Origin of the sequence: Methanobrevibacter ruminantium M1, from assembly GCF_000024185.1 — an archaeon.
Classification (GTDB): Archaea; Methanobacteriota; Methanobacteria; order Methanobacteriales; family Methanobacteriaceae; genus Methanobrevibacter; species Methanobrevibacter ruminantium.
This window is the reverse complement of the sequence record NC_013790.1, coordinates 1,019,330-1,043,221: the sequence shown is the minus strand read 5'-3', so window position 1 is coordinate 1,043,221 and position 23,892 is coordinate 1,019,330. Positions and strand designations below refer to the sequence as shown.

The following is a 23,892-nucleotide window of genomic DNA, read 5'->3' as shown; positions in this document are numbered from 1 at the left end:
TAATTAATTAAAAAAGAATTGAAGCTAATTAATTAATTAAAAAATAAATTAAATCTAATTAACTAATTAAATAATTAATTAAAAAAGAATTGAAGCTAATTAACTAATTAACTAATTAAAAAATTAATTAAAAAATAAATTGAAGCTAATTAACTAATTAACTAATTAAAAAATTAATTAAAATAAATTAAAGCTAATTAACTAATCGCTGCAAGAGCCAGCACATAATAAAAGCAAGAAGATTGCTCCCATTATCATTAAAAAAGTGCCTATCATTAATAATACACCCCCAAAATCATAAAGCGTTCAATCCAAACATGTAAAATACATAGACATAAGCGAATCCAAATAAGAAGCCTGTTATGAATCTTCTGAAATTTGTGCTTTCATAATCGGTATACTTCTGCACAAGCCCATCTACAATCATTGGGACAAAGAGAAGAAAAGCCAGGGCATTCATTGGAAAGGCTACAAACTGAGCGAGGATAAATGAAGCGATGACAGATATGATGATTCCACAGCATCTTGCACAGAATGGCAATTGGCAGTGGGATATGTGAAATGATCTCTCTGGCTTCTGATGGCAAATAAAGCCTGCCAGATAGAATATATCCTTATATAAATTCATTTAAACCCCCCATTTAATATGAACTTCTAAGAAATATGCTTAAATTTATTATCACCCCAATAAATAAAAACAGAAAAGTTCTACATAGTTCTATAAGTTTCGCCATTTAAATACTTTTCCACATCTTTTTAGGATATTCAAATTTAAGAAGAAAATTATATCCTAATTAATCATTTATCTTCTTTTGAAAGTTGATTTGAATTATCCATTTTTGAATCCAAAATTTCTCCAAAGCTTTTTCTAACAAAATTCTCTACAAATCCTTCAGGGAAGGGATTGTATTTTCTTCTAAAAACTTTAGGTTTCCTTCTAAAAGATTTTAATTTATATTTTTCTAAATAATGCATTTATCCACATCCAACAATTAATCTAAATTAAAATTATCAATTACTATCAAAAAACTGAGGGTTTAAGTCCTTATCAAAACTATCATGACATTTAATCCAAACAAAGCCATCACCCTTAGTAATAATAGCAACATCTATAGGTCCTCCAACTGTCTCTACTTCATCTTCAATTTTCCTTCTTAAAGAAGTGATACCTATTAAAGAATCCGCCAAATTACTTAATTCTCCTTTTGGCAAAACAGAAATTGAGTCTAAAATTGGTTTCTTCTGTTTTGCTTTCAAACATTCTATAAAACCAATAAAAATATTTCTAACTTTTTCATCAGAAAATTCCATATCAGATATGTTTTCTAATAAGAAATTTTCATTCTCCTCACTAATATCCTCATTAGATTTAATACAATATTCAATATAATTAAATAAAAAATTTTTAAACTCTATAAAAAAATCTTCCAATGCCCTTTCGGTTTTTGAATCAATAGAATTTAAAAAGGTATTTATTACATCATCTTGAGCTAATGCCTTTAATATAACTTCCTCATCCCCTATTGATCCAAATTCAACATCCCTTAAAAGAAATTCTTCATCATACAAATAATTTATCTTAAAATGAATAAATGAAGGAAACATTTCATCTTTCTCAAAGCCAGATATTGCTATGCCAATAAAAGGCATTAAAAACATATTACAGATAAACAATTTTTTTAAATCCGATATAAAATCTTCTTCATCCAAACCATTGCAATCATCTGGAAGTGCTAAACTAAATTTATCTTCATACAAATCAATCTGTGATTGAACCTCATCTTTAAAATCGCCTAAAAGACCAATATCAAAATCAGAAAGTTCATCTTTTAAACCAATTTTAAATTCATCAAAATCTACATAAGACAATTCTTCTTGAATAAATTCTATAAAATAATCCAATTGCTCTTGGAAACTTAAAGTAGACCTTGATTTGGAAATTATCTGATGCAAATATTTTTCGAATTCATCTTTTATTTCTATAAGGCTTAAATCCTCTTTTCCATCAATCTTTCTTCTAAATTCCTTAATGATTGTTTCTATTGGAATATCTACAAAATCTGCAAGATTATATATTAATGCTCCCATTGGAGGTTTATTGCTAAGGTAAAATAATTTATTTGCTCCATCATAAGTTTTTATATCGCTTATTGTAACTGCACTGTCCGCCGCTAAAACCACTGCAGTTGGTGTTAAAATCATAATCTCAGATGTCATGATTGTCACCTCTTTTATCTTTAAATTGTAAATTTAGTCTATAAGTACTTATATTTAAATATTCCGATTTTAAGGGTTTGAATTTACGAAATGAAATCAATTTAGCACGATGACATCAATTTAACAATTTTACATCAATTTTACGAGATTACAACAATTTTACGAGTTCAAATCAATTTCACATTTTGAAATCAAAATTGACCTGACTCTGGAATAACTTGCTAGAGCAAATTAATTACTGAAATAACTTATTATTTTTATGTTATATAAATATAACTAATTTAGAATTCTTATTATAAAAAATTAAGTTATATAAAAAGCTTATAGATAAAATTAACCATATATAACTATTTATAAAAAGTTAGTAATGTATGAAACAAATAGGGAAATTAAAAAGGCTTAAATGGGATTGTGAGTTAAATAAGGATTATCAATATTTAAAATTAATAAGAAATTCTTAAAGCTTAAAAAAATAAAAAAAAATGAGTAAAAAATGAAAAAAGTAAAAGAATGCTTTCCATATGGAAAGCATATAAAATCATCAATACCTTGCGCTAGATAATATGCGAGCCATAGTGATATTGTCATGAGTTACAAGCATTATATTGTCCTCTGTATTGTTAGGTGAAAAGAATGCAATATAGCTGCCATCATCCTTATTGTGCCATACGGTATGATTGGATATCTTAATGATCTCCTCTGCACCGAACTTATATGACTCCTCTCTCTTGAGATATTGGTAGCCGTCCTCGATAAGGTCCATCTTAGAGGCATTCTTCATATTGAATGAGATTATTTGAATGTCGTTTTGGTAGTCGTTTACAATATACATGTTTTCGCTGACGTTTTCCCTTGTAAGGTTGCTTGAGAGTGGAACATCCAGCGAAAAGCTAGGAGATACCTTTACAGTGCGATATAGGTCAGTGCCTTGGTCAGTTACTTGATGATTATGAAGGCCCAATGCCAATAGTGATATGATTATGAGAACGAGTATTATGATTATGATGTCCTTTCTATCCATGCTAACACCCTTTTACTAATAGTAGTATTTATTAGGGGGTTTATAAATCTTTATAAAAAAGTTTGCAATGTGAAAATTAAAAAAAGGGATAAGGTAAGAAAATATGAGAAAATTGAAAAATTTTAAATTCATCGCATATTTAGTTTTCAGTTAAATGAAAATTATATCATAAAATCACTATAAATTTCAGTTGAATGAAAACTACATAACAAAATCACTATAAATTTCAATTAAAAATAAATCAACCTTTCAAATAAATTTTTTAATCGCAACAAAAATCATTTATAGATAGTGATTTATCCTCAAATAATAAATTTAACTCAAAAGAGTATTTTAAAACTAATAATCATTTAAAATGATTTAATATGGCAGATTATACATTAAAATTAAAATAATAACGAACTATTAACTATTTATAATAAATAGTAAACTATGCAAAATAAGTAAAAAAAACAGAAGAATAGGGTAATAAAATGCATCCTATAGAAAGCACTAAATAAAAAAATCAAGAAAATGATTCCTATAAGAAAGCAACTAAATAAAAAAAAAATCAATGATGAATTTATAATCCATCATAAACTAAAAAAAAATCTTAAAATGAATTAAAAAAAAAAGCAAAAGGCAATTAATCACTACCCAATTAATCACCATACCAAAATTCGTATACATCTGACCCACAGCGAGGGCAGATCAATGCTGCACGGCTTATAAGTACTCCGCAAAAGGGACATCGGTCATCAAATTCACTTAAATCAGCCCCGCAATGAGGACAGACTTCTGTAAAGTCCACATCTTTACCACAATAAGGACATTCTCCCATTATTATCACCTTACATAATTTATTTAGTCTAAAGATTCAATGGCTCTTAAAAGCCATCATTCACTGAATTCAAATTAACGAGGCCAAAACATAGGCACTCGATACTTGGAGCGAATAAAAATTTAATTTTTTTAGGAATTTTAGTGAGAAGTGCCTGCTAGATACAATAATCTAAATGAGTGATTTAGCATATGATGTCAGATTCTCGCAGGAAAGTAAATTAAAATGACATTTATTTATTGATCTTCTCTAGAATCTCCTTTTCAAGGTTTTCATAAAGTTCCTTTTCCCTTCCTACAAATTCAATACTCGGCGCCATTCTTTTGACAAAACCAATCACTTCCAATGCCAATTCCAATTTTTCAGTGTCGCTACTATCCTCGTTTATGCGCCATGCCAAATCCCAATAGATTATGAAATCATCCCTCTTTAAAGAACTTCCAAAGGGATAGGCAGTGCGATAATCCTTGAACTGCTCTTTCAAGATGTCTATCTTGTCTCCATCAATCAATTTATTTCTGTCATCAAAAGCATTGCTCACGCATTCTCCGACTTTAAATGCCTTGTGATAAAAAAAGAGAGCTCTTGCATATTGCTCCATTTTTTCATAAATCATTCCTTTTACATGCAATGAATTCTCATAGTAACCGATCCGTCTGCTATTCTTGAATATGTCTATTGCCTGATTTATGCAGCTCATGGCACCATCAAGATTTCCCCATTTCAGATATACCTTTGCCTTTACTAACAATATCTTTCCATGATCTTCCTCTGGAGAGCCCAGGCTTTTAGGCTTGCTGCCACCATTTTCCTCAGGGAATGTGGAATAGTCCTCTTCATATCCATCATCATTTATGTATCCCATATAGGGAATGTCTGGCACTCCAACATGGTCTCCCCAATCAGAAGGGTCTCCTACTTTCCATTCGTCCATGATAATCACTTTTTATAATTTAATCTCTTTAATTTGGTTAAAATTAAATATATGATTTAATAATATTCATTGCAGTTTCATCAACGCTTTCTACACGAACATCCTAACCTTCTTCAATATCTAATCCATAATTTGAAACAAGTTCAAGCATTGTATCAACATCACTCCAAGTGACTATGTTGCGTCACATAAAGTGCATAATTTCCCATATTCCATAGCAAACCATACGAATGCCTCTAGTACATCAGTCTTTGCCTCAAGAAGATACATAAGTACCTGCTCGTATATTTCAGCAACGATGTGGTTGTAATCTCGTGGATAAGCTCGGATATCTGATTGGCCTTGTTCAATCTATTGCCTATGTTTATGAGATTGAATGAATAGCTGCCTAATTCAGCTCCGCGTGACTTGTAGTTTATCTTTGTAAAAACAAGTGTTTTAAGTGCAATCTTTGAGAGTATGTCCATGGGTTGTCTTTTTTGCTCTGGCATGTCTTCGAGCAGTTCCTCATAGTTTGACTTGCCTTGATTTAAGATTGTTTGGTATGATTATATGAAGGACAGCTCTTCAAGAGCTTTTTAATTTTCAACAGTCAGAAGATCGTTAAAGTCGTGATATGATTTTATATTGAGGCATTCTTGTTTGATTAGGATGGATTCTCATCCGATGCAGAATATGCTTTCAGAGGTGTTTTCCTTTCCACAGCTAGAACAAAAGACCATATTGTTAACCCTTTTATGTTTTGTTGTTAATAGTTTGTGGTTTGGTTTTTATATAATTTTATGTTAAGAATTCTGTCGATCCAAGTGTTTTTATAATTAAACTTAGTTAAGTAATTTTTAAAAATTGTTTTAAATAACTTTTAGAAACTTGTTAATTATCTAAATGAAAAATATCATTATAAAAATAATTTGAATAAAATTTAAATAAGAATATGTTATTATTTAATAATTTTAAGAGATTTAAGTTAAATGTTGATTGTTTTAAATAAATTCTTTTTTACCATTCGAAAATTTTAAATTAAAAAATGGACAAATATTAATGTGTAAAAGGGGTATTTAGGCGAAAATTCTCGCCTGTTAAAATCAGACCATTTTGGGATTGAAATCCTGAAGCTGTTAGGGTATTTCGCATCAACATAGTTAAAATCAGACCATTTTGGGATTGAAATATAGAAAATATTACTAGTTGCAGTGTTTTCTTGTTTGTTAAAATCAGACCATTTTGGGATTGAAATTATCTTCAAAGGTTTCCTCATCTTCAAAGTAAGGTTCGGGTTAAAATCAGACCATTTTGGGATTGAAATATAAACCTAGAGGACTTAATTGTAGAGACTGAACAGTTAAAATCAGACCATTTTGGGATTGAAATTAAAAAAAGGCATAAAAATAAGATATCAATAAATTTGTTAAAATCAGACCATTTTGGGATTGAAATCTTGAAAAGGTGTTATACTTGGCTTGAACTTGTTTCAGTTAAAATCAGACCATTTTGGGATTGAAATTCAATACAATCATTAACAATTTCTTCAATCCTAAATAGTTAAAATCAGACCATTTTGGGATTGAAATGTAAGCGATGGAAATTACATCGTTGGATTTGAATTGTTAAAATCAGACCATTTTGGGATTGAAATTTAAAATTAGGATTCAATTATTATGCTCCAGAGGAGTTAAAATCAGACCATTTTGGGATTGAAATCAAAATCCTATTCTTATATTTGGGTGAGAGAATATGGGTTAAAATCAGACCATTTTGGGATTGAAATATAGGGGAGGAAATAATCTATTGGAGGACTTGCACGTTAAAATCAGACCATTTTGGGATTGAAATATATCAACAATTGCAACTTCAACTATACACACAGGTTAAAATCAGACCCATTTTGGGGATTGAATATTTTACTAAAAGTTTGCCCCCCCCATTTACTAAAGGTTAAAATCAGACCATTTTGGGATTGAAATCTTTCTTCAGTAGTCTTATTCCCTATAAATTTACAAGTTAAAATCAGACCATTTTGGGATTGAAATTTGTCCAAGTTGAAGATTTGGAACTGGGCTTCTGCAGTTAAAATCAGACCATTTTGGGATTGAAATATGAATTCGTATTAGATAATTTCGGTGTTATTGCGAGTTAAAATCAGACCATTTTGGGATTGAAATATGGTTGATGATGAAAGCGGTACAGGACAACGTAAAGTTAAAATCAGACCATTTTGGGATTGAAATCAAAGAGTCAGTATCATTGAAGTAGCCAACCTTGGAGTTAAAATCAGACCATTTTGGGATTGAAATTCAGTAGTTTCTGCTAATCTGAAGCGATGGTAAGGGTTAAAATCAGACCATTTTGGGATTGAAATATCCAATAATGATTTTAATTTCTTAATTTCATTGTCGTTAAAATCAGACCATTTTGGGATTGAAATTAGTATTGCTTGAATGTGAATTTAGGCACTCCTCGCGTTAAAATCAGACCATTTTGGGATTGAAATTTAATAACTGTTTTGTACATTTTTTATCAACTCTGGGTTAAAATCAGACCATTTTGGGATTGAAATACGTTCTAAACTAAAAGAATGTATAAAATCATCAAGTTAAAATCAGACCATTTTGGGATTGAAATTCTTCCAATTCATAATTGTTGACATGATGTCTTTTCGTTAAAATCAGACCATTTTGGGATTGAAATAAGATGTTTCCGACACCATCGGCAGTTCCAAGTGCGTTAAAATCAGACCATTTTGGGATTGAAATTTACCAACTGTGCTTCAGAAGAATGTTACTCTCGTAAGTTAAAATCAGACCATTTTGGGATTGAAATTTTTTAACGAACCAATCGTAGATGGAAATGATGAGTTAAAATCAGACCATTTTGGGATTGAAATTTATTATAAATCTGAAAATGCTGATAAGTTTGGAGCGTTAAAATCAGACCATTTTGGGATTGAAATCTACTCATTGTCCTTTGTGCATCGAATTCTACTGGTTAAAATCAGACCATTTTGGGATTGAAATTAGGACTTAAGACACCACTTAAGGACAAGGTGACATGTTAAAATCAGACCATTTTGGGATTGAAATTCGATTTCACACAATTATTCCACGAAATCGAAGAGTTAAAATCAGACCATTTTGGGATTGAAATTACATTGTTTCGGATATGAGGGTCTTTGATATGTATGTTAAAATCAGACCATTTTGGGATTGAAATTAATTGTATTCTAGGAGCAAGTCCAGTTCTGCAAGGTTAAAATCAGACCATTTTGGGATTGAAATTACAATAGCAGACTATGTCTTCCTTGAAAGGTTCTAGTTAAAATCAGACCATTTTGGGATTGAAATATATGAAGGAGCAGGATTAGCATTAACTAGCACAGTTAAAATCAGACCATTTTGGGATTGAAATTTTTTAACTGTTTTAGTATTATCCATAAGGTCATTGTTAAAATCAGACCATTTTGGGATTGAAATCTATTACTGATATCAGCGATTATTTCTTTGTAAGCTGGTTAAAATCAGACCATTTTGGGATTGAAATTTGTATACATTGCTTGTATCATAAATTATATGTCCGTGTTAAAATCAGACCATTTTGGGATTGAAATTTCAACACAATGATACTAATCATCGGAACATACATAGTTAAAATCAGACCATTTTGGGATTGAAATAGCATCTTCAAAGAACTCTCCAAACATCGCTTTCTGGTTAAAATCAGACCATTTTGGGATTGAAATTTAAAATCAATTTCCACATCATATAACTCAGCACCGTTAAAATCAGACCATTTTGGGATTGAAATTAACACTAGTCATAGGTGCCAATACTGGACTAAGGTTAAAATCAGACCATTTTGGGATTGAAATTAAACTTATCAGGTTCTTTATTAAACAATAATTTATGTTAAAATCAGACCATTTTGGGATTGAAATATGCTCAATATCATCCACGATAGTGATAGTCAAACGTTAAAATCAGACCATTTTGGGATTGAAATGTTACCCAGTTACCAAGATTTAATTCTACTTTGTGTTAAAATCAGACCATTTTGGGATTGAAATAGATGACTGTCCGATGTGGTTTGACTCTACCAAATAGTTAAAATCAGACCATTTTGGGATTGAAATAACGGAATCATACAATATGGGGCAGACATAGATGAGTTAAAATCAGACCATTTTGGGATTGAAATAACGGAATCATACAATATGGGGCAGACATAGATGAGTTAAAATCAGACCATTTTGGGATTGAAATACTACCGAGTCTTTTTTTTATGTTTTTTTTGGGTTAAAATCAGACCATTTTGGGATTGAAATTTGCAATATCAAGTTACCGATAAAGGTTAGGATTAGTTAAAATCAGACCATTTTGGGATTGAAATTTAGCAGATAAAGTGCAACTTAATCCATCAGCAGAATGTTAAAATCAGACCATTTTGGGATTGAAATATAACCAGTTATGATAGAATAATTCTCGTAGATTCTGTTAAAATCAGACCATTTTGGGATTGAAATCTCACTATTTAATCCATATTGAGTTGTACTGTCTCTAGTTAAAATCAGACCATTTTGGGATTGAAATTTTTAAACTTGTAGAATTAGTAAGGGGGAATGAATGTTAAAATCAGACCATTTTGGGATTGAAATCAAGAAAGAGTCCATTATGGTGTCAAAAGTGTGGTTAAAATCAGACCATTTTGGGATTGAAATCAATATGCACAGAAGATATTATTGGAGAATGGTTTTGTTAAAATCAGACCATTTTGGGATTGAAATCTACTCCAACAGTAGTGGTAATTTCATATTATTACCTGTTAAAATCAGACCATTTTGGGATTGAAATTTACCAACTGTGCTTCAGAAGAATGTTACTCTCGTAAGTTAAAATCAGACCATTTTGGGATTGAAATTTTTTAACGAACCAATCGTAGATGGAAATGATGAGTTAAAATCAGACCATTTTGGGATTGAAATTTATTATAAATCTGAAAATGCTGATAAGTTTGGAGCGTTAAAATCAGACCATTTTGGGATTGAAATTTCAAGAATAATATCAATATTGATTCAGATATTGATGTTAAAATCAGACCATTTTGGGATTAAAATTACAAAATAACATCATCCACTGATGCCTTTTCAACCCCTAAAACATTTCTTGTTAAAGATTCTTCCATCATTAATTGATAAATAATAACAGAATCTTCATCTTCTTCAATAATATTCAATAAACCATCAGTTACTGCTTTATATTCACTATTTGTCAATTCTCCTTCAAATACTGAATTTTGTATCCAAAAAAGATGTTGTCTAAGGAAACTTTTTACCTTATTTACTCTTTCTACTTTAATGTCATAAACTATTATAACATACATACTTACCACCAAATAACAAATGGATCATACTCTTTCATACCAAAAACATGTTTTTTAAGTTTATAAGCTTCTAGTCTGATTAACCTTTGATAAGAAACTTTTCTGCCTAAATCTTTATGTTTGATGGTAGTCTCAAGTCTTTTATTATATTCCTTAACAAAAGTGGCTCTTCCCTTATCATTTAAAAGACAGCAGTTAAGATCTTGATTAAAGTCCTTTTCAGTTATCATTTTCTTATTGACTAAATAAAAAATAACTCTATCTACAATAATTGGCTTAAATATTTCACTTAAATCAAGAGCGAGTGAAAATCTTCTCTCAGCGGGCTCATGAAGATAAGAGATAGTAGGGTTTAATTGAGTATTGTACAGCTCAGTAATTACGCTAGCATACATCATAGAATTTCCAAAGCTAATTAACGAATTTATCATATTTGTAGGGGGCTGTCTTGATCTACCTTCCATTTTAAACTCATCTGGAAGTATGTCATCAAAATACTGATAATACTCTGCACGGATTCGACCTTCTACATTCATAACTTCTGTAATTTTTGAAGATTCATTCAATTCTGTTAAGGTGTTTTTAATATTGTTTTCAATTTTATAATATGCAAGCACTTTTAAGATGTTTTTAGCCGCACCTTCAACAAAAAGCTTGGCTAATTTTAATCTTTTTGAAAAATCAATATTGTGCTCTGCTTGCTTGATTAATAAATCGCCTGATAACAGTGATTCTCTTGGATAAAAGCTGCCATTGTAGTAGCCATAATAGTTAAAGAAATGGATTGGAATTCCTTCTTTTGCAAACAGACTAATCACTTGTGAAGAAATAGTTATTTGGCCATAGGCATACATAGAGTATATCTTGTTTATTGGAAGTGGTTTTGAACCTTTTTCATTTACAAAGTATATGGTGTTTTCTTTTCTTTTTAGAATACCTTCTGATAATAAGTAATAATTCTTTTTAGACATTTATTTTCCCCCTTTAAAATAAAAAATAAATAAATTAAAAATAATAAAAATACAATAAATTTAAGCAAAACAAAATTCAAAATAAGCACATTTTCGACAAATTCGTGACTTTTTAGGACTTGGAACATCTGAATCGACAATACTTTTAATATCATTAAGAACTGTTTCCAGTTCTTCTTCTTTTTCTTCAGTAAGTTCTATTTCAATTTGTTTTCTGATGTTCTGATAATTTAAATAGCCCACTGTATTGCTGATGTCTTTTTCTTTCTTTAGATAGTACATATAATATAGTAATTGATATTCATGAGATATTTCCATAGATTGGGTCTTTTTAACCTCATGAATTTCAATTGGGTCTTTGTTTTTAATAAAGTCTACATTTATTAGATTGTCTATTAAAAACTCTTTTTCTTTTTTATATGATGTTTCATGGAGTTGTTTACCTAAAGAAACATTATCTGATTCCTGTTCCATTTGGATATTGTGTGAAAATAGCCAAAGCTTGGTTTTACATATGAAATAGTAGTTTATTTGGGTTCCATTGATTGATTTCATATAGTCACTCATAATATATTTGTTATAGTAGGTTTAAAATTAAAACCATATTCTTCAGAATAGAAATGCTCCTCAGAATCACCAATCATATTCTTCTCTAAAATATAGAAATAACTTTCTTTATCTAATTCTTTAATTTGTTCCTCAAGATCGGAATTATTAAAAGAAATATTCATAATAAAATTGCTTAAAATAGATGAAAATACCTTTTCAACTAATAATTTTTGATTATAATCATCTTTTACTCTAGCAACCATAGTTTGAAAATGGTTTAATACCTCCTCCCCTATAACATAATCTCCTTCTATTAAAAAATCACTATTTTCTTTCATAAATAAAATCTCATTCAATGAAAAAATAAAATGTTTCCCAAATTCGTCATAAATCTCTCTTAACTCATTCAAATCCATATCCTCTATTGTTTTATCCAAATTTAAAGAATCATCATAAATTTTAATATCTAATGGAATAAATATAGAATATTGCTTTAAATCATTTAATATAATATGAATGCCTTTCTTTTTTTGAATTTTAGAATACTTCATTTTATTCCAAAACACGATATTTCTTCTATCATTACGCAAGAATGATTGATCCATAGAATCATGCACATCATTTATATCTAAAGAAACATTATCATAATAAGTTAATATGTTACTATATTGATAATTTAAATCATCATTTAACTCAAAACCTTCATTAAAAAGATTAATTGTTTCTTTAATTCTTGTTTTAAGTTCCACATCTTTATAAATATATTTATAAAGATTACTATTATCATCCTCCAAATTAATTAAATAAACATTACCTTTAATATTAGAATCATGAAACTTATCATTTAATTCCCTACTCCTATTGCATCTACCTCGAACTTGTTCTATTGAATCTAAAATCGAAAAATCCCTAATTACAAAATCAAAACTTACATCCACTCCAGCTTCAATACTTTGGGTACTAATTAAAATATAATTTGATAAATCTTCCTGATTGATTTTATGAATAATATTTTTTCGCCTATTAGGCAAAATACTTGAATTTAATAAGTCAATATCAAAATTATATTCCTGAGAAAAGTCTTTTAATTTATCATAAATCAATCTAGATGATTTAATTGTATTCAAGACGATAAGTCCTTTATTATAATCTTGACTAAAATTTTCTCTAATAATTTCTAAAAAGTAATCTATACTACAATCATCATTTATTCCAAGTTTTTTAATTCCTCCATTAATATTAGTTCTTGAGAACAAATCATGATTAAAATACTTTTCAGGATTGTTAATTAATGAAACATTATTATAGTTTAAAAAATTATCATCATCCCTAATATTTTCTAATTTTAACTTATCAAAACTAGGTAAAGTTGCACTCATAATTAAAAAATAAATATTATATTTTTCAGATAACTCATTAATGATAAAATATAAACTCACCCAATTCCTCAAAGGTAAAGATTGAATTTCATCAAGAATAATTACTGAATTAGATAACGCATTTAAACGATATTTATATTTTTTATTATTTTTTATTATAGGATTAAATAAACTAACAAAAGTAGTGCAAATAACCGGATAATTAAAAAAATCATCAGATAAAATTATTTCTAATGTCTCTTCATCACTTTTATTAAAAATAGTCTCAGATGCGGAATATATTTGACGTATATTCCCCTCTTCTTCATTTAAACCAAAGGATTTACAAATTACATCAAAATTTTGCTCAATAATGTTAATAAAAGGCATTGCATAAATAATACGATTAGCATCAGTATTTTTTACCATATCTAAAGCTAATTTCATAGAAGTATTTGTTTTGCCTCCTCCAGTAGGCATATTTAAGAAAAATATTTTTTTATCATCATCCATTAAAGCATTATTTAAAGTTTCTGATGATTCTAAAAGCATCGCTTTCCTTAAAACATTAATATCCTCCGGGCATATATCATTTAAATTAAATGTCTCATTTAAAAGATTTCTATTATGTTTAACATTATAAAATGATTTATACATATGGGCAAATAACTTATCTGATATTCTATGATTAAATTTTGAATAATCAATTTGGTCTGTAGAGTTTTTATATTCACTAGTGGCTAGTGAATCTGCACTAATTAATAAAGAATAAATGTATGAATAAAAAAATGAAAAGGAAGAATCATAATGATTTATAGTATTCTCTAAAAAATCAAATCCTATATCATTAATTTCTTGAAAAAACTTCTGATTAATTGTGGATTGATTTAAACCAAAAAACAATGCAAAAAATTTTAAAGTAGTGCTAAGAGCTTGATTTTCTTCAAATTCCTTATAAAAAAAATCATCCTGACTTACAATGTCTTTTAAATTTGTATGGTGTCCTATAATAACATAAGCTAAAATAAGAAAAAATAATTCATTTTTTGGTAAAACATCATAATATTTTGATAAAAAAGATAATGCACCAGACAAGGAGTGATTTCCTTCAAATTGATTCAAAATAGAATCTAATCCAAATTTTTTTAAAACATTAATTTGTTCCTTCTTTTTAGCAGGGTTGTTTTTATTTAATCTTTTTAACTGAAAATTAAATGATAACTTCCCCACATCATGAAATCTGACACATTCCTCAATTAAAAAATTAAACTCCTCAAAAGTTAAATGAATATACCCCTGATCTTTAAACCAATCATAGAAATTGATTAAAATATTCTCTGATTTAATTGTTTTAAAAATGTTTAAAGTTTTAGAGATATGCTCATTAAATAATTCATTTTTATGAGCATATACTTTAAAATAATCGCTATTAATCTCAATTACAGACTCATTTTCATTAAAATTTAAATGAGAGATAACCACTTATCATCACCAATATTAACTAATTCAATTTCACCATCTTTAAGTTGCAAATTAGAGAAAAAACACTCTCCAAATTTCTTTGAACTGTAAAAAGATACTGGAGAATAAGAAAAATCTGTAAAATTTTCTCTTTTAATAGGATAATCTTTAATAGTAAACTCATGAAAACTTTTTAAATGTCTCACACCATCAGCAGAATTAGAAATTAAAAGTGAACTTATTAAACTGAGTGCATCAGAATCAACTTTAGAATCATTATCTTCATAAGATAAATTTAATGATTTAATGGAAGATCTGTTTAATGAGCCATAAACTTTAATGGATTTTAACTCATCTGAATTGTCATTGCTAAATATATGTTTTTCAGCATTAATTTCTCTTACAAACTCCAAATTCAAAGGGAATTCATTTCTCCCCATATATAAATTATAAATAGTTTTATTATTTTTTACCCTATTTAAAAATAATTCTTCAACTTCATCTAATTCTGAAGGGAATGAAATAAATAATTTATATCTTGGGGATATTAAAACATCTTGATTAATATTTTTAATATCCAAGTCTAAATTAGTCCCACTAACCAGATTAAATATAACTCTTTTAGTTTTAAACTCAAATAATGGATAAATAGATACTTTTATATTGTTTAAAGACTCAATTTTATAAGTTTTTGTCCCATCATCATTATCTTCATAATCATTTACATCATAACCTAAAATAGCTCCAATAATACCAATAATTGATGTTTTTGGAGGAATTAAATGAGTCAAAACACCTCCAGTGTTGGAGAAATGTTTGCTAAAACAACCAAAACTACTCCAAATATCAACTTCAATAATTTTCATAAAATCACAAACTATAACTTAGAAAAGACCTTTTTTAATCAGAAAGTAATGATAAAGGTTCATAGATGTTGACTTTAATATTAGTGTCTTTTAAATTTTCTCCATCAATTTCTAATGAATTCAATTCAACATCATCAGAATCACAATAAATATCAATACATTCAATGTACTTTTCATACTTTTTAATTTTTTTAACTAGATTTTCACAATCCAAACAAATAGTATTTTCATCCATTTTTTTAGATTTGCCGCCTTTTATGGAAATTAACTGTTTCAATTCTCCCATATTTATTGCATCAACTTTATCATTTTCAGAATCATTTTTAAATTTAATTAAAATTAATAATTTGGAATCTGTCTTTTTACTAGTTGTTTTTCTTAAATTAGTGCCTTCCCATAATGCTTTTTTAAATAGTTCTAAATCATCCTCTAATAATAAATCTTTATAATTATTCGGATTGATAGTAATGTCATAAGCAATAATTGCATCATCAACAACTGATTCAGAACCAACAGTTTTTTGGCTTCCTTCACTTGTAGCGAATGGGGCGCCAATTTGATGACGGATGATTTGTGCTCCATTAATATCTAAACCATAACTTAATTGTATAGGCCCATAGATTTGTTTAGCATTATTATCAACACTAAATGTTCCACCAAACATTCTTACATCAGGAGATACTTTTAAAATTTCTTCAAAATTTTTAAAATGTTCGAAAACCTGATCTCTAGTTTTAAACTTCATATCTTCTTCATTTGTTGAATCAATAAGACGTGGGAAAAAGAAAACAATATTTTCTTTTTCACCAAAGTTTTCTAAAGTATCATGAATATATTTCCTAACATTATATTTAATGCACTTATCAGTAGTAAATACCGCACCATCAACATTTCTTGGAGAATTATCTATAAAATCCCCATTTGGATTGCCCATTATAGTTTCAGTTAAGTAAATTCCTTGGTAATAGTTTCTTACAGGTGTTCCTTCAGTCATTTTATTCATCTCCATTGTATACATAATTTTTTTTCAAAAATTTTGTTGTGTAATATCCAGTAAATAACAACAAAATATAATCTTCATAAGATAAATCTTCCTCATTAAATAAAGACCCATAATCAGATTCTAGCATAGTAAATAAAAATTTTCCTTTTTTATTCATTTGATTAATATAAAAAACATTTTTTTGTAATATTTCAGTTGCAAAAAGTTTTTTAATATTATTCCTATGAGCATTTGTAATAAAATTAGTAAAAACCTCTCTTTTTTTGCCAGAACTATATTTGAAATCATCAATATATGCAATTAATTGACCTATCAAATAATATTTAATGGCATTATCCTCTTTAATTAAATCTAAAACTTGTTTTTTCTCAACATCGTCAAAGACTACTTCAATTTTTTCATTATTATTTTCACCAGTAGTAATATTAGGATGTCCAAATATTTGTCTTAACTTTAAAACATTTTCATTTAATAACATAGTATCTCCTAAAAATTCTTTTTTAAACATAAACCAATAATTTAATCTTTTAACAATTTCAAATCTAATAGATTTTTTAATAGAATTTTTTTGAAAAATGGTTAATGAATTTAAAACAATTGTATTAATCATATTTTTATTTAATGCATCAAAATTCGCTTCATAAATAAAACTGAAAATATTATCTTTATATTTTGAAAATATATTAACTGTTTTTGAACTAAAACCATTAAATATACCATTCTCTCCAGTTAACTCCTTGTTATAAATTTGATAAAAATAATTCATTTTAGGATATTTTAATCTCCCATCATCAACTTCATAAAATAATTCTTTAAAAATAATTTGAAAATCAAAAAGATTAGAAATCTTAATAATAATTCTATCTTCATCTAAGGAACTTTCATCATTAACTAGAACTTCATTGTACAAATAATTTAAATTTCCATAATTATATAGATTGATGTCATCAAATTTAGTAAGGAAAGCTTGATAATTATCAATATATTTTTCTATTTTCAAAAGAGCATTTGAAGGAGTATATATTAAGAAATCATAAGTAAATTTTTTAGAATTCTCTTCAAGTAATTCATTAATTACTTCAAAATCATTATCCTCCTGAATAATCTCTAAAAATTCACTATAATCTCCGTCATAAGTCTTTGGGATAACTAATATATTTCCTTTAAAATTAGCTTTAAGTTTTTCAAATGCAAAAAGCATATATCTATTACATAAATCACATAATCTTAAACTAGAATTTTCAATATTATTTGAATAATTAAAATAAAATTTTTTATCGGCAGCATAAAACTGGATAGAAGGATAGGTTATTGAATGATTATTACAATTTGGGATAGAACAAATCCCCCCATCATAATTCTCTATATGTTTATTTCTGGTTTTAATTAATTTACAATATAAAAAACATAAATCATTTATTAAATCCCTATAGTCTCCAAAAACGCCCACTATAAAAAATCTACTGCTAACATTTTCTTCTAATTTAAATTTTATGACCCTATCCAAAATGTCGTTTTTATTCATATCCAAGAATTTATAAAATTTATTTATAATTTTAATATATTCTTCTTTTGAAAGATTGTTAAAAAATTCCTGAATAAAAATATCTTCATATTGTGAAGGAATATTCTTTAAAAAAAGCTCATTGGGATTATCAAATAGTTTAGTAATTATATCATTATTAAATTGTTTATTATTTTTATTATCATCTAATGATCGAGTAAACTTGTCAAGAGTTTTTTCTAATTTAAACTTACCCCCTGCCTTTTTTTTCAAAAATCTCTCAGAACCGACTTTATAATAATCACTTTCATTATCATAATTCTCTGGTTTAATTTTTCGCCCTAAAAAATCACTATCTAAATTAAGTAAAAAAGGTGAAAATCCCATTAAATTAGTATTATTTGCAATAGTGATATTTTGATCAGATGATCCTCTAGGAGTCGGTAAAATATCATTAAATATAGATTTTTCATAAAAACCTAAAACAATTTCATTGTCATTCTCAAATATACCATCTATAACAAAATCATCAATTTCATTATTATAAGTTATTTTTAGAAGATAATCATCTTCCTTAACCATATATCCAATACCGTCTTCGTTATTTTCAACTAACCATTTACCGAAATCAACTAAATCAGATATCATTAATTAATCACCTTAACCATGCCAAAACCAAGTCCAGACTTTTCACCTAAACCCGCATCATAAGCAAATCTTAACAATTCTTTATCACCTTTTAGAATTAAATCCATCATATATGCCCTATGATACGTTTGTTTATCACCTTTTTCAATAATTATTCGTTTACGTTTCACATTTCTCATTTCTGAAAAAATTTTTATATTTTTATCATTTGATTCTAATCCATTAAACTCCAAATATTTGTATATAAGAGTATTTTCTAAATTTTTGAAGAAATGATCACCGGGAGCCAAATCCCAAATTTTCAATTCACCATCCACTTCTTTTTTAGTTCTTGATATTATGGGAGATAATGTTTTTACATTAATTTCTTCTTCAAAATCGGGAACTGGTAGAAGTTCTACTTTCTCTATAAGAAGATCTTCCCCAATGAAATTAATAGTCAAATCATTTAAAAATCCTTCAACTAAACTTTTTATCAGATAATCATCGGGTGATGAAATTAAAAAATCTATTTTGCCGTTTTGAGATAAAAATCCTGAATGAATTCTTTTAAATTTATGAATATTTAATTGAGAAAAAGTGAAAAATTTATAAGAATTAGAAGAATGCAATTCCTCTGCATATTTTATATCCGCAATTTTGTTATAAATTATAGCAGAAACAATATGATTATAATTAAAAGGAATCTTCAACCTATTCTTTTTAGATTTTAATATAATTTTCAATCTCATATGCAGCCCCCAATTACTTTAATAAAAAGTGTATAAAAATTATTATACTTAATTAATAATTTAAACTTTGTTTCTATTAAAAGTTTCTATTTGAAAATTTAATCCTACTAAAAAAAATATGAAAAATAGCTGAAATTCGTAATTTTAAAGAAAAATATTAAAAAAGAAGAAAAAATTAAAAAAATTTTAAATAAATTTAAGGGCTACAACGCCCACAAGGGGAATAACCCCTACTTATTGCCTCATCACGACTTGAGAAATAAACCTTATTTGAAGGCTTCATCTTATCAACGCTATCACAGCCGGGAGCATGGAATTTTCCAGTGTTACTGTTTCCAACATAGCTATTAGAGGTTCCGCTATGATAGGTAGTTGTACTTCCATCACCTGAAGAACTAGAACTTCCGCTTGATGAAGAACTTGAATAGGAACTTGATGATGAACTAGAACCATAAAAGTCTCCAAAAGTTTGTTCTCCGCTATGGATTGATAAGGATACATCCCTTGAATCAATCAGATATCCATCAGAATCATATAGATTAATCTCAGCAAGGTCTGGATAATATTTAAATGCATTTGCACTAGGAACTTCAATGCAACCTAAAGAATCAACAGTTTTTGGAACCTTATTTCCAGGGTTTAACTGTGAACCGTCACGGGAATAATAAATCTGTATAAGAACATCTGCTCCAGTGTATTCTTCCCCCACATAAATGGTTGCATAAGTCTTATCTTCCAATCCGCTTCCTGTTGAAATGCATCCTCCTTGAATTTCCATAGAATCAATACTATATGCTGAAATGATACTTGCTGAGGAAATGCAAATCAAAATCAAAATAATTCCCAAAATAACTCTTTTTAAATTAATTTTCATAATAACCCTCTTTTTTATAGATTAGTAATAAGTTTAAAAAAAAACATATTATAAATTAGTCTAATTGAAATATATATCCTCGATAAAAACCTTTAAAAGAGACTATAATAACTCTTTCTTCTTCTGTTCAAACTCTTCTTGGGTCAACAAGCCTCTTTCATATAAATCCGCATATTTCATCAGTTCATCAACATTGCTATTGGTGCCATTGGTGACGTTTTCAGCATTGTCATTAATCTTATTCTCCATATACTCATTATACTTGCCGGTGACAAGGTCTACCATCCCTTTGTTCACATGCTTTAGCTGAACTCTGTCAGATGACTTTAAATAGATTTCTAGACTGCTGCTTAAGTTAAGCCTGCCTTTGGCATCATGGTCTATGCTTGCAATGTTGTCATAGAATATTTTTCTAGTCCCCATTTTTGACTTTAAGAAAACTGATTCCTTAACTATCTCCAAAAAAGTGTCTTCAACAAAGACATATCCGTCAACAATGTCTCTGTCATTAGTGTTGGTGAAAGTGGAATGCCTCATCTCTTCAACAGTGCATTTGAACCATACCCTATTTTGAAATGGAACGCCGAACTTTTGTTCCAACTTTCTTTCATTTTCAAGTTTTGTTTGGAGATTTTGTTGATTGAACAATTCATCAGCTTCTTCCTGACTCATAGGCTCTCCATACTCTTCAGTTAGAAGCTGAAAGACTCTTCCTTCAATCTGATCGGCAGTCAGATTCTCGTTTTCAATTTCTTTTCTGATTGTTTTGATTATTCCATTGAAAACCTTAGTATGTGAAACTTCCATTGCTAATATGCCATATCTTGGAATGATCTGCCTGAATCTCTTATAATTACCCTTAGTGTAAGACTTGATTTCCTTTATGGCTTCCTTTTGTTCCTTTGTTTTCTTGTTGAATAATCCTCTGCCGGAGGATGTTTCCTTTTGTTCGTCTGTTTTCTTGTTGAATAATCCTCTGCCGGAGGATGTTTCCTTTTGTTCGTCTGTTTTCTTGTTGGATAAGCCTCTACTGGAAGATTTGGAAGGCTGAGCTTTTTCTTCATCAAGTCGTATTAGCTTAGCTCCACAATTTACGCAGAAATTAGCATCATCACTTATTTCACTTCCGCAGTTATGACAAAACATAATTGAACACCTTTTCTTTAATAACTCTTTAATTCTGAAGAATAGAACTTCTTACTTATTATTTTCTTTAATTAACTCTTTTAATTCAGATATTTCTTGCTTTAATTCTTCTGAATTCTCATTAGACTTTTCCAATTCCTTTTTAATTTCAGCCAATTCTTTTCTTGTTTTTTCCATTTCCCTTTCATGGAAGTTTAACTTTTGATTTATGAAATGTAAGTTCTCATCCACACTGATGCCCTCTTCCAGCATCTTATCTATAAAGAAGGATGAGGTTACACCAGTGATAGTACTGAAGACCAATACACCGACAATAATTAAAAATAATGTCACAAATTTCGCTAAAGGCTCATTAAAACCTTCATTGCCATAGCCTACAGTGGTTAAGGTGATCACAACAAAATAAAAACTGTCGGATATGTTTTCATGACCGGAAAGAGTTAAGAGAATAGTGAATATGACAACTATAACAGCTATGACAATAAATATCTTATCTGCATGAGTACGCCTAATAACCTTTTCCAAACCATATTTTTTAACTATATTTACAGCCCTAAACACTCTGACGACTCTGACCAAACGTAAGAAACGAGCCAAATTAAGTATAATGGAACTTGAACCGAATAAGGCAAATACGATTAAATCGAATGGTATTGAAGCGATTAAATCTAGGAAATGTTCTTTGAAATATTTGGCTTTAGCATCTGATTTATATAATCCATAAAAGAATTCGATTAATAGGAGAAAACAGATTGTTAAGTCAAAAGCCCTTACAAAACCTGCATAGTCAATCAAGTGAAGGCCTTGTATAGGCAAAGAGATAAATATTAGAATCAAGTCTAAAATTACCAAAAGATCAAATATAATTCCCAAATAGGATTTAATACGTTCCTTTCTCATATAAACAACCTATGCTCTTATTAAATCTATAAATAAACTAAATTTAATTTCTTATTCTTATAAAATCATAATTACACTAAATTTAATTCCTTACTCTTATTAAATCATAAATACACTAAATTTCGATTCCACTAATTTTTATCACTTACTATAAATTATTAAAAACATAAAGAAATTATTATAAATTAGCAATCTGACCTAATATTATTGCTTTTATAAAATAACCTTCCAAAGGCAAAGAATGTGTCCTACCATCAATAGTAAAGTCCATGGAATGACGATTTGTTTTTGTGAAATATTCTATTTTCTGCTTATTTTCCCTTTGAATGGAAATGCCATCCTTATATACAGTCATGGACAATATCTTCTTTAAATCTATATTTACAGATTTCTTATTGCCTACAAATATTACTCTTTTGTTTGTTATGACAAATGTTCCGGTATCTATTGCCATAATTTCATCATGAGAAACGCTTCTGCTTTCCCCAACACCAGAATGAACACTGAATCCTTTAGCAAACCTATATGAAGTTCCATAACCCCCACTTTTAGACACTCTAACGGCACGAGGCTCGCTTAATGTAATGTTTGGTAAACTAAGATAAGCAGTTTCATTCTTTTTCAAAATAACTGGAGAGCTTACTGGCTTTAAATTAACTTCTCCTTTAGCCAATTCCTGGACTACAATTTCCAAATCTTTTTTGCGTTGCAATTCCAATTCCTTTTGTTTTTCTATGGCTAGCTGCTTATCCTTTTCAGCTTGATCCTTATCAGATAATCCTCCATTTGCTATTCTTTCCCATTCAGGCCAAGTTAAGGTTTTTAAGTTATATAACTCCCACATGCGATTGCTTTTATCGGATATGTCCACTAATTTGAATCCATTGCCTTGCTTTTCAAAGGACATTCCACAATTAGTGCAGTAGTAAACCACCTTATTTGACAAAAGAGATTTTTTATTTAATTGGATAAAAGTATGTTGATTGCAATTAAAGCATTGTAATTCTTCTATTATGTCATAATCCTCATATTTTTGAGGAACTTGAAGAGATAGTTGATTATTATTGTTGTTTTCAACTATAGAATTATTGTTTGGATTGGTACTGTTGTGGCCGTCATAATCAATATTCATGCCACAATTTGCACAGAAATTAGCATCATCTTGATTCTCAAACCCACACTCAATACAAAATTTAGTCAAAATATCACCCTAAATAAATAATCGTTTTATAATTAATATTTAATTTTAAGATATTTATAATTTTTTTAAGATTGTGAAAATTAGATAATATGATAAAAAATAATAAAATAAGTGAATAATTATACAGAATGCTTTTTAAAAAAAAATGATATTAAAAATTATTAAAAAGAGTTGTAATAATTCCTTTTTCTTCCAAATCTTTCCTCAGAAATTACTCCTTTTTCATATAAATTATACCATGAGTAGAACAGCATGAGTAGAACAGCATTTGAAACTGTATATACAACAGTAGTCATCAAAAGGATTATATAAAAG

The 23,892-nt window shown here is 28.3% G+C and carries 17 protein-coding genes, 1 pseudogene and 2 CRISPR repeat arrays; all 18 genes and pseudogenes read right to left on the bottom strand.

Annotated features, from left to right (window positions below; genetic code table 11):
- Positions 1–295: 295 nt before the first annotated feature.
- On the bottom strand, positions 296–628 hold the full coding sequence (locus tag MRU_RS04060) for a DUF2085 domain-containing protein (protein WP_012955607.1): 333 nt from the start codon (positions 626–628) through the stop codon (positions 296–298).
- A gap of 170 nt (positions 629–798) precedes the next feature.
- Entirely contained in the window at positions 799–975 is a 177-nt protein-coding gene (locus tag MRU_RS11905) for a hypothetical protein (protein WP_012955606.1), read from the bottom strand.
- Positions 976–1,011: 36 nt separating this feature from the next.
- Positions 1,012–2,217 (bottom strand): hypothetical protein, encoded by a 1,206-nt coding sequence (locus MRU_RS04055; RefSeq protein ID WP_012955605.1) that lies wholly within the window; start codon positions 2,215–2,217, stop codon positions 1,012–1,014.
- A 541-nt stretch (positions 2,218–2,758) separates the two neighbouring features.
- Complete coding sequence (locus tag MRU_RS04050; protein WP_012955604.1) at positions 2,759–3,238, bottom strand: hypothetical protein; 480 nt, start codon at positions 3,236–3,238, stop codon at positions 2,759–2,761.
- A gap of 640 nt (positions 3,239–3,878) precedes the next feature.
- On the bottom strand, positions 3,879–4,058 hold the full coding sequence (locus MRU_RS04045; RefSeq protein ID WP_012955603.1) for a double zinc ribbon domain-containing protein: 180 nt from the start codon (positions 4,056–4,058) through the stop codon (positions 3,879–3,881).
- Between the two features lie 232 nt (positions 4,059–4,290).
- Positions 4,291–4,992 carry a hypothetical protein gene (locus MRU_RS04040; RefSeq protein WP_012955602.1) on the bottom strand — a complete coding sequence of 234 codons (702 nt, stop codon included), beginning with the start codon at positions 4,990–4,992 and terminating at the stop codon, positions 4,291–4,293.
- 1,078 nt (positions 4,993–6,070) lie between these two features.
- A CRISPR array of direct repeats spans positions 6,071–6,825; the repeat unit is 30 nt; unit sequence GTTAAAATCAGACCATTTTGGGATTGAAAT.
- Between the two features lie 100 nt (positions 6,826–6,925).
- A CRISPR array of direct repeats spans positions 6,926–10,099; the repeat unit is 30 nt; unit sequence GTTAAAATCAGACCATTTTGGGATTGAAAT.
- Between the two features lie 35 nt (positions 10,100–10,134).
- Positions 10,135–10,365, bottom strand: a pseudogene (cas2, locus tag MRU_RS04035) (CRISPR-associated endonuclease Cas2); the annotation flags it as partial.
- 2 nt (positions 10,366–10,367) lie between these two features.
- Positions 10,368–11,336, bottom strand: coding sequence for a type I-B CRISPR-associated endonuclease Cas1b (gene cas1b / locus MRU_RS04030; RefSeq protein WP_012955600.1), 969 nt, complete (start codon positions 11,334–11,336; stop codon positions 10,368–10,370).
- Between the two features lie 60 nt (positions 11,337–11,396).
- Positions 11,397–11,891, bottom strand: a complete 495-nt coding sequence (gene cas4, locus MRU_RS04025) for a CRISPR-associated protein Cas4 (protein WP_143714302.1) — start codon at positions 11,889–11,891, stop codon at positions 11,397–11,399.
- 8 nt (positions 11,892–11,899) lie between these two features.
- Positions 11,900–14,725, bottom strand: a complete 2,826-nt coding sequence (locus MRU_RS04020; RefSeq protein WP_012955598.1) for a CRISPR-associated helicase/endonuclease Cas3 — start codon at positions 14,723–14,725, stop codon at positions 11,900–11,902.
- Entirely contained in the window at positions 14,707–15,570 is an 864-nt protein-coding gene (gene cas5, locus MRU_RS04015) for a CRISPR-associated protein Cas5 (protein ID WP_012955597.1), read from the bottom strand. The genes MRU_RS04020 and cas5 overlap by 19 nt, the downstream gene beginning before the upstream one ends.
- Positions 15,571–15,604: 34 nt before the next feature.
- Positions 15,605–16,564: a type I CRISPR-associated protein Cas7 gene (locus MRU_RS04010; RefSeq protein WP_012955596.1), complete on the bottom strand. Its 960-nt coding sequence runs from the start codon at positions 16,562–16,564 to the stop codon at positions 15,605–15,607.
- 1 nt (position 16,565) lies between these two features.
- Entirely contained in the window at positions 16,566–18,725 is a 2,160-nt protein-coding gene (locus MRU_RS04005; RefSeq protein WP_012955595.1) for a hypothetical protein, read from the bottom strand.
- Entirely contained in the window at positions 18,725–19,456 is a 732-nt protein-coding gene (gene cas6 / locus MRU_RS04000; RefSeq protein WP_012955594.1) for a CRISPR-associated endoribonuclease Cas6, read from the bottom strand. Before cas6 ends, MRU_RS04005 begins: the two co-directional genes overlap by 1 nt.
- Positions 19,457–19,652: 196 nt before the next feature.
- On the bottom strand, positions 19,653–20,330 hold the full coding sequence (locus MRU_RS03995; RefSeq protein WP_012955593.1) for an Ada metal-binding domain-containing protein: 678 nt from the start codon (positions 20,328–20,330) through the stop codon (positions 19,653–19,655).
- Between the two features lie 102 nt (positions 20,331–20,432).
- Entirely contained in the window at positions 20,433–21,476 is a 1,044-nt protein-coding gene (locus MRU_RS03990) for a zinc-ribbon domain-containing protein (protein ID WP_012955592.1), read from the bottom strand.
- Between the two features lie 51 nt (positions 21,477–21,527).
- The gene (locus tag MRU_RS03985) at positions 21,528–22,376 is read right to left on the bottom strand and encodes a potassium channel family protein (RefSeq protein WP_012955591.1); all 849 of its coding nucleotides are present in this window, start codon (positions 22,374–22,376) and stop codon (positions 21,528–21,530) included.
- 178 nt (positions 22,377–22,554) lie between these two features.
- A complete protein-coding gene (locus tag MRU_RS03980) occupies positions 22,555–23,577 on the bottom strand; it encodes a zinc-ribbon domain-containing protein (protein WP_048812411.1) in 1,023 nt (340 codons plus the stop codon).
- Positions 23,578–23,892 lie beyond the last annotated feature (315 nt).

What these genes read in the sequence shown, in the direction of transcription:
- MRU_RS04060 (WP_012955607.1), bottom strand. Translation starts at nt 628, where the DNA reads ATGAATTTATATAAGGATATATTCTATCTGGCAGGCTTTATTTGCCAT.
- MRU_RS04050 (WP_012955604.1), bottom strand. Translation starts at nt 3,238, where the DNA reads ATGGATAGAAAGGACATCATAATCATAATACTCGTTCTCATAATCATA.
- cas6 (WP_012955594.1), bottom strand. Translation starts at nt 19,456, where the DNA reads ATGAGATTGAAAATTATATTAAAATCTAAAAAGAATAGGTTGAAGATT.
- MRU_RS04010 (WP_012955596.1), bottom strand. Translation starts at nt 16,564, where the DNA reads ATGACTGAAGGAACACCTGTAAGAAACTATTACCAAGGAATTTACTTA.
- cas1b (WP_012955600.1), bottom strand. Translation starts at nt 11,336, where the DNA reads ATGTCTAAAAAGAATTATTACTTATTATCAGAAGGTATTCTAAAAAGA.
- MRU_RS04045 (WP_012955603.1), bottom strand. Translation starts at nt 4,058, where the DNA reads ATGGGAGAATGTCCTTATTGTGGTAAAGATGTGGACTTTACAGAAGTC.
- cas4 (WP_143714302.1), bottom strand. Translation starts at nt 11,891, where the DNA reads ATGAAATCAATCAATGGAACCCAAATAAACTACTATTTCATATGTAAA.
- MRU_RS11905 (WP_012955606.1), bottom strand. Translation starts at nt 975, where the DNA reads ATGCATTATTTAGAAAAATATAAATTAAAATCTTTTAGAAGGAAACCT.
- MRU_RS03995 (WP_012955593.1), bottom strand. Translation starts at nt 20,330, where the DNA reads ATGAAAATTAATTTAAAAAGAGTTATTTTGGGAATTATTTTGATTTTG.
- MRU_RS04040 (WP_012955602.1), bottom strand. Translation starts at nt 4,992, where the DNA reads ATGGACGAATGGAAAGTAGGAGACCCTTCTGATTGGGGAGACCATGTT.
- MRU_RS03985 (WP_012955591.1), bottom strand. Translation starts at nt 22,376, where the DNA reads ATGAGAAAGGAACGTATTAAATCCTATTTGGGAATTATATTTGATCTT.
- MRU_RS04005 (WP_012955595.1), bottom strand. Translation starts at nt 18,725, where the DNA reads ATGATATCTGATTTAGTTGATTTCGGTAAATGGTTAGTTGAAAATAAC.
- MRU_RS03990 (WP_012955592.1), bottom strand. Translation starts at nt 21,476, where the DNA reads ATGTTTTGTCATAACTGCGGAAGTGAAATAAGTGATGATGCTAATTTC.
- MRU_RS04055 (WP_012955605.1), bottom strand. Translation starts at nt 2,217, where the DNA reads ATGACATCTGAGATTATGATTTTAACACCAACTGCAGTGGTTTTAGCG.
- cas5 (WP_012955597.1), bottom strand. Translation starts at nt 15,570, where the DNA reads ATGAAAATTATTGAAGTTGATATTTGGAGTAGTTTTGGTTGTTTTAGC.